5 protein-coding genes are annotated in these 7550 nt (G+C 54.3%); all 5 read left to right on the top strand.

Translation table 11 applies throughout. From position 1 onward, the window contains the following. Positions 1-4: 4 nt before the first annotated feature. The 5 genes from AC5OW4_RS13385 (at position 5) to AC5OW4_RS13365 (ending at position 7391) form a co-directional block, all read left to right on the top strand. Entirely contained in the window at positions 5-709 is a 705-nt protein-coding gene (locus AC5OW4_RS13385) for a response regulator transcription factor (protein WP_006058716.1), read from the top strand. A 4-nt stretch (positions 710-713) separates the two neighbouring features. Beyond that, entirely contained in the window at positions 714-2963 is a 2250-nt protein-coding gene (locus AC5OW4_RS13380) for a sensor histidine kinase (protein WP_195395390.1), read from the top strand. A gap of 221 nt (positions 2964-3184) precedes the next feature. Next, positions 3185-5038 carry a beta-glucoside-specific PTS transporter subunit IIABC gene (locus tag AC5OW4_RS13375; RefSeq protein ID WP_295768824.1) on the top strand — a complete coding sequence of 618 codons (1854 nt, stop codon included), beginning with the start codon at positions 3185-3187 and terminating at the stop codon, positions 5036-5038. A 1-nt stretch (position 5039) separates the two neighbouring features. Further along, positions 5040-6512: a glycoside hydrolase family 1 protein gene (locus AC5OW4_RS13370; RefSeq protein ID WP_195395388.1), complete on the top strand. Its 1473-nt coding sequence runs from the start codon at positions 5040-5042 to the stop codon at positions 6510-6512. A 39-nt stretch (positions 6513-6551) separates the two neighbouring features. Continuing rightward, on the top strand, positions 6552-7391 hold the full coding sequence (locus tag AC5OW4_RS13365) for a PRD domain-containing protein (RefSeq protein ID WP_195395387.1): 840 nt from the start codon (positions 6552-6554) through the stop codon (positions 7389-7391). Positions 7392-7550: the final 159 nt, after the last annotated feature.

The following is a 7550-nucleotide window of genomic DNA, read 5'->3' as shown; positions in this document are numbered from 1 at the left end:
AACCATGCAAAACTATCAAATTCTCGTCTGCGAAGACGAAGTCGAGATCGGCAACGCGATCGAAATCTATTTAAAGAACCAGGGGTACGGCGTTCATCGTGCCTATAACGGGAAGGAAGGGCTGGAGGTTCTGGCCCGTCAGACGATTCATCTGGCGATCGTCGATCTGATGATGCCGGTCATGGACGGGCTGACGATGATCATGACACTGCGGCAGAGCTATGATTTTCCCGTGATCGTGCTGTCGGCGAAGTCCGAGGACATGGACAAAATCACCGGCCTGAACATGGGCGCGGACGATTATATCACCAAACCGTTTACGCCGATGGAGTTGTTGGCGCGGGTGAATTCCCAGCTGCGCCGCTATGCCAAATTCTTAAGCCTGAAAGAACATCAGAGCGAGGATGAACAGGTCTATACGGTCGGCGGCTTGGAGCTGAACAACGACACCAAGGAAGTGTCGCTCGACGGCAATCCGGTGCGCCTGACGCCGATCGAGTTCCGGATTCTGCAGCTGTTGATGAAAAATCCGGGACGCGTTTACAGCGCTGAAGAAATCTACGAACGGGTGTGGAACGAGGAAGCGATCGCGACCGATACGGTCATGGTGCACATCCGCAACATCCGTGAAAAAATTGAGATCGATCCCCGCAATCCGCGGTATTTAAAGGTGGTGTGGGGTGTCGGCTACAAAATAGAGAAGGGATAAAGGAATGAACAAATCCAAATTTTCAGAAAAACTGTTGACCGGTTTTCTGGTTCTGATCTGTTTCCTGAGTCTGATCCTTGTCCCATCGGCCGGGTCGATCAGCGAAAACGCCGGGCCGGAAACGCACCGCGAGCTGTTCGGCCAAAGCCGCACGGTTCGTGCCTGGGTCAACGACTATGCGGTCACGATGATCCGCGATCTGATCAACGAGGTCAACCATACCGATCTGGGCTATGCGGATCTGTTGATCAGCGCCGATCAGCAGCAGCGTCTTTTAGAAGACGGATGGACGCAGAGCGAGATCAACGAACAGAAATCACAGCTCGACTGGTCGCTGCAGCAGGAGTTTAAAAACAGCCTGCAGCTGGGCAACCTGCATGCCCTGGCGATTGACAACGTCACCAAGACGACCGTGCGCAGACCCAAAACCAACGCGTTGGCCCAGACCGACAGCGAATTATCCAAAAACTATCAGTTTTGGATCCGGGCGGAATACGACAGCTACGGCGTGCTGAGCGTCACGTCCAACAGCGGTTATGGCTATTCGGATTTTTATCCGCTGAGCGTACTGGCGGACTATGTGCAGTATTATGGGGATTTCTCCCTGGAGCTGCATGAGCCGGTGCTGAAGGATATCACACTGATCTTCGGCATTCCCAACGTGCTGGAAAGCGACGACGCGATCACCAGCCTGATCCACAACGCCGAATATTATTCCTACCGGCAGCTGGCCTCGCGGATCAACATGGTACTGTACTTCATCCTGTTTTTAGGCGCGCTGTACTTTACCCGCGGCAAGATGCGCGACACCCGGCTCGGAAAGCTGCTCGACCGGATTCCGCTGGAAGCGCAGATTTTGATCAGCGTCGCGGCGCTGGCCATGATGGAGGAAATGTCCTATAATCTGGGCGGCATCATGCTCGATCTTTATTCCCAGTCGGCTGACGACATAAATGGCGTCTTCCAGATTCTCGGTTATGAGTTCACGTTCCTGTTGGAATGCTTCGGCTTGTATTGCGCGATTTACTGGATCCGCGCCGCGCTGCGGGACGGCTGGCATCAAACGTGGGGCAAGATGGCGACGATCACGCTGTGGCGGCGGCTCTGGCATGGCGTGCGGCATGGCTGGTCAACGCTGAAGCAATGGACCAAGGAATGCTTTACCGTTGATTTCTCGGAGAAGGCGCATTCGCGGCTGATCCGTTTGATGGTTGTCAACGTCGCGCTGATCAGTGTTCTGTGTCTGCTTCTGGACGATTTCTTTGCGGCGGTTATCTACACGGTCTTCCTGTATTTCATCATCATGCGGGCTTTGAAGCGGCTGCGCAGCGACTATGAGACGCTGCTGGGCTGTACCCGACGGATGGCGCGGGGCGATCTGGAAACGGAAGTGCGTGAGGATTTAGGCATTTTCGAGCCGCTGCACAGCGAGCTGGATGATATCCGCTACGGCTTCAACACGGCGATCGCGGAAGAAACCAAGAGTCAGAAGATGAAAACGGAACTGATTTCCAACGTTTCCCACGATTTGAAAACCCCGCTGACCTCCCTGATCTCCTATATCGACTTAATGAAGCAGGAGCCGGACGAAGCCAGGCGGCAGGAATATCTGGCGGTGCTGGAACGCAATTCCATGCGTCTGAAACATCTGATTGAGGATTTGTTCGAGGTCAGCAAGGCGAACAGCGGCGATCTGAAGCTGAATGTCGTGGATGTCGATCTTGTTTCCCTGATCTCGCAGACGTTGTTCGAGCTGGCTCCGGCGATTGAGAAAGCTGGACTGACGATCAAGACCTCGTACAGTCACGATAAGATTGTGCTGCCGCTGGATTCGCAGAAGACGTACCGGATCGTGGAAAATCTTGTTTCCAACGTGACGAAATATTCACTCCGCGGCTCGCGCGTTTATCTGACGTTGATCGAGCGGGGCGAGGAAGTAGTGCTGTCGATCCGCAACATTTCCCAGACGGAGATCGACTTCGATCCGAACGATTTAGTCGAACGCTTTGTGCGCGGGGATAAATCGCGCAACTCGGAAGGCTCCGGGCTGGGGCTGGCGATTGCCAAGGGCTTCGCGGAGAGCCAGCACGCGCACTTTACGATCCAGACGGACGGCGATTTCTTCAAGGTCATCGTGATCTTTAACCGCCGCGCGCTGGAAGATCTCAAGCCGAAACCGGTGGAAACCGTGAAGCTGGATATGCCACAGGCGCCGCTGATCGACATTTTAAAAAATAACGAAAATAAAATTTAGGGATTGACAAAGCGCTTTCATCCAGCTTATAATAAGCTCGCAAAAGACAAAGGGACATGTAACTGGTAATGCAGGCAGGATCTCATAAAACAAACGGAATCCGCAAGGAGGACGTGGCTTTTATGATGGATCCTGCCTTTTTGTTTTCCTGCCTTGGGGCCAGAGGAAGGAAAGCGTACTTGAAACAGCCCGGCGATCTGGCGATTATGGAGGAGAAATCTATGGATTATAAGCATACTGCCGCCGAAATTCTGAAATATGTCGGCACAGAAAAAAACGTCGCTCAGCTTGAGCACTGCTCGACCCGTCTGCGCTTCACGCTCAACGATCAGAAAAAAGTTGATGAGGACAAGCTGAAAGCGGTCCCGGGCGTCATGGGCGTCGTCCGCAGCAATCAGTTCCAGATCATCATCGGCAACGACGTCGTCGAGGTGTACGACGCCTTGTTGAAAATGATTGATTTCAATGATCAGACAACCCCGGCAGCCCCGGCGGAGAAACAGAAGCTCGGCAAAATGGCGCTGGACTTTCTGATCGGCATCTTCCAGCCGCTAGTTCCGGCAATCGCCGGCGCGGGCGTGCTGAAGTCAATCCTGATTCTGCTGGTCGCGCTGCATGTCATGGACGACGCGAACGCGCTGTATAAGATTCTTGCCGCGATTTCTGACGCAACGTTCTACTTCTTACCGATGATGGTGGCTGTGACGACCGCCAACAAGCTGAAAAGCAACCGGCTGGTCGCGATTGCCGCGGTCGGCGTAACGCTGCTGCCGGCGGTGACGACGATGATCGCCGAAGGCACGACGCTGTTCGGCATTCAGCTGCAGAGCATCGCCTATAATGCGCAGGTGTTCCCGGCGATTCTGTGCGTCAGCTTCCTGGCGTTCATGGAACGGCTCATGAACAAAATCTCGCCGAAACCGATCCGGATCTTCTTTGTTCCGATGATCGCACTGGCCGTCACCGTGCCGGTCACCCTGTTGTTCTTAGGTCCATTAGGCTACAATGTCGGCCAGATCTTCACCGCGGCGATCCTGTTCTTATATGACAAGCTCGGCTTTGTGGCGTTGACAGTTCTGTCGGCGATCCTGCCGTTAATGGTGGCGACCGGCATGCACAAGACGCTGCTGCCGTACGCTCTGGCGACTTATGGCGAGCTGGGCTATGAAATGCTGTACCTGCCGGCGTCGCTGGCGCACAACATCGGGGAATCCGGCGCCTGCTTCGCGGTCGCGTTAAAAGCCAAAGATGAAACGCTGAAATCAACCGCCTTCTCCGCGGGAATCTCCGCCTTCATGGGCATTACGGAGCCGGCGCTCTACGGCGTGACGCTGCAGAATAAGAAAGTCCTTTACAGCGTCATGCTGGGCGGCGGCCTCACCGGCGCGTTCTTAGGCTTACTGTCGGTCAAGGCGTTCGCGGTCGTCGGTCCGGGCGCAGCCAGTATGTCGATGTTCATCGACAGCACCAACGAAATGAATATCGTCTGGGCAATCGCGGGCTTCGTGCTGGCGTTGGTTTCCTCGTTTATCTTCACGCTGATTCTGTGGAAAGAAGAAACCCCGGCGGCTTCAACTCCGGCCGCCCCGGTGAAACCGCTGGAAGGCAGCCATGACGTTCTGAATGTGCTGTGCCCGATCGTCGGTCAGGTTGTCGCACTGGATCAGGTCGGCGATGAAATGTTCTCCAAGAAAGCGCTGGGCGACGGTGTCGCGATCATTCCGGAAGTCGGCGAGTTGCGCGCTCCGGCCGCCGGCACGATCCAGATGGTCTTTGAAACGAAGCATTCCTTAGGCATGACGACTGCCAACGGCACGGAAATTCTGTTCCATGTCGGCCTGGATACCGTCAATCTGCAAGGCAAGCCGTTTACGCCGAGAGTCAAGGCCGGCGACAGTGTCAAAACCGGCGATCTGCTTCTGACATTTGATATTCAGGCGATCAAGGACGCCGGGCTGGATCCGATCACTCCGGTAGTTGTCACCAATTCCCAGGACATGAACGTCAGCGTCGTGAAGACGGGCCATGCCGAAAACACCGACGTTATTCTGCAGACGCAGAGAAAGGAAGACTAATATGCGAAAATTCCCTGAAGGCTTTTTATGGGGCGGGGCGACCGCTGCCAATCAGATCGAAGGCGGATGGCGGGAAGGCGGCAAGGGCTGGTCGGTTTCCGACGCGGCCCGCGCGCATTTCGACGCCGACGTCAAGGATTATAACCGCCACAACCAGATCACAACCCGGGACATTGAGGAAGCGCTGGCCCATCCGGAGGACGAGGTCAACTATCCGAAACGGCACGGCAGCGATTTCTACCATCATTATAAAGAAGACATCGCATTGATGGCCGAGATGGGCTTTAAGGTCTACCGCATGTCGATCGCCTGGAGCCGCATTTATCCTAACGGCGATGACGAACAGCCTAACGAGGCCGGCCTGCAGTTCTACGACGAGGTGTTCGACGAACTCAAGAAATACAACATCGAACCGCTGGTTACGATGTCGCACTATGAACCACCGCTGAATCTGGTGCTCAATTACGACGGCTGGTATTCCCGTGAAGTCATCGGCTTCTTTGAAAAGTATGTCCGGACGATCTGCGAACGCTACAAGCACAAGGTGAAATACTGGCTGACCTTCAATGAGGTTGACAGTATCATCCGCCATCCGTACACGACCGGCGGTCTGATCGAAGACCGTTTCCCGGGGAAGAACTTTGAAGAGGTCTGTTACCAGGCGATGCACCATCAGTTTGTCGCCTCGGCGCTGGCAACCAAGATTTGCCATGAGATCATCCCGGATTCCCAGGTCGGCTGCATGATCACCAAGCTGACCTACTACCCGTATTCTTGCAAGCCGGAGGACGTGCTGGAAACGCAGAAGCGGATGCGCAGCATTTATGCGTACAGCGACACGCAGGTGTTCGGCGAATATCCCTCGACGCTGCTGTCCTACTATAAGAATCACAACATCCACATCGTGAAGCAGCCGGGCGATGATGAAGTGATGAAGCAGTACCCGGTCGACTTCGTTTCGTTCAGCTATTATATGTCCAGCTGCGTAGCGGCGGATGAAACCGGACTGGACGTCACCCCGGGCAACACGATTCTGGCGGTCAAGAATCCGCATCTGGAAACCAGCGAATGGGGCTGGCAGATCGACCCGATCGGACTGCGGATTTCCTTAGTCGATCTGTATGATCGTTACCGCAAGCCGCTGTTCGTCGTAGAGAACGGATTGGGCGCGAAAGACGTGCTGAGCGGGGATGGGAAGGTGCATGATCCCTATCGGATCGACTATCTGCGTAAGCATTTCAAGTGTATGCTGGACGCAATCGAAGAGGACGGCGTCGAGCTGATGGGCTATACGTCTTGGGCGTGCATTGATTTGATCAGCGAATCGACCAAGCAGATCTCCAAGCGCTACGGCTACATTTATGTCGATCTTGATGATCAGGGCAACGGCACGTATAATAGAATCAGAAAAGATTCGTTTTACTGGTATCAGAAAGTCATTCAGAACAACAGTCTGGATTTTGAAGAGCAATAACGTCCAGCAGGGACGAAGCAGAAAGGCAGGGAAGCGGGGATGCGGATCAAAAAAGTATTGAACTCCAGTGTCGTGCTGGTTGAAGACGATGCGCATCAGGAATCGATCCTGCTGGGGAAAGGCATCGGTTACGGACAGAAGCCGGGCAACGTGATTGCCCAGCGTCAGGAAAACCAGGTGTTTCTGCCTGTTGACAACGCCCGTTCCCGGCAAATTGTCGAGCTGGTCAACAGCCTGCCCGTAGCGATTCTGGAGCTGGCGCAGGATATCGTGATCGACGCTCAGCAGCGCTTAAAAACGCCGCTGGGGGAAAATCTGGTGTTTGTGCTGGCGGATCATCTCAACTTTGCCTTGGAACGGATCCGCACCGGGATGGTGATTACCAACCGCGTCTTCTGGGAAATCAAAAGCTTCTATCCCCAGGAATTTGAGGCCGGGCTGCACGCGGTCGAACAGGTGCGCCAGCGCTTAGGCGTGGAGCTGCCGGAACAGGAAGCGGCGAATATCGCATTTCATCTGGCCAACGCCCAGGCGGGAAGCGACCCGGATTACGACGCCGCCCGCAATGCCAAGCTGATCGGCGAACTCATCAATCTGGTCCGCTATTCGCTCAACCGTGAGCTCGATTCCCAAAGCATCCATACGGCGCGGTTTATCACGCATATCAAATTCTTTGTCGACCGCTTCTTTACCGACAAGCTGCTTCAGAACGACGACGATCTGTTATTTGAGCAGATCAAGACGCGCTATCCGAAAGAGCTGGGCGTGGCGCTGAAAATCAAGAGTTACCTGTATGATAAATATGGCCGGATCCTGCCGAATGAAGAAGTGACGTTTCTTGTCGTGCACATCGCGCGGATCGCCCGCAGTCAGCAATGAGCATGGATTAAAATTAAAATTGAATCGAATAAAAAGAAAACAGAGAATTCCGGCAGGACAGATTCAACCGGGAATCTCTGTTTTTTTCGTTGCCGCAGACGGATTTCCTGCGGTATTTAAACAAACGGATAGCAAAACAGCAGATCGGAAGAGCACACG

The organism is Holdemania sp., from assembly GCF_986127675.1.
Note: the sequence above shows the minus strand (reverse complement) of the source record. Positions and strands in the feature narration are given on the sequence as shown.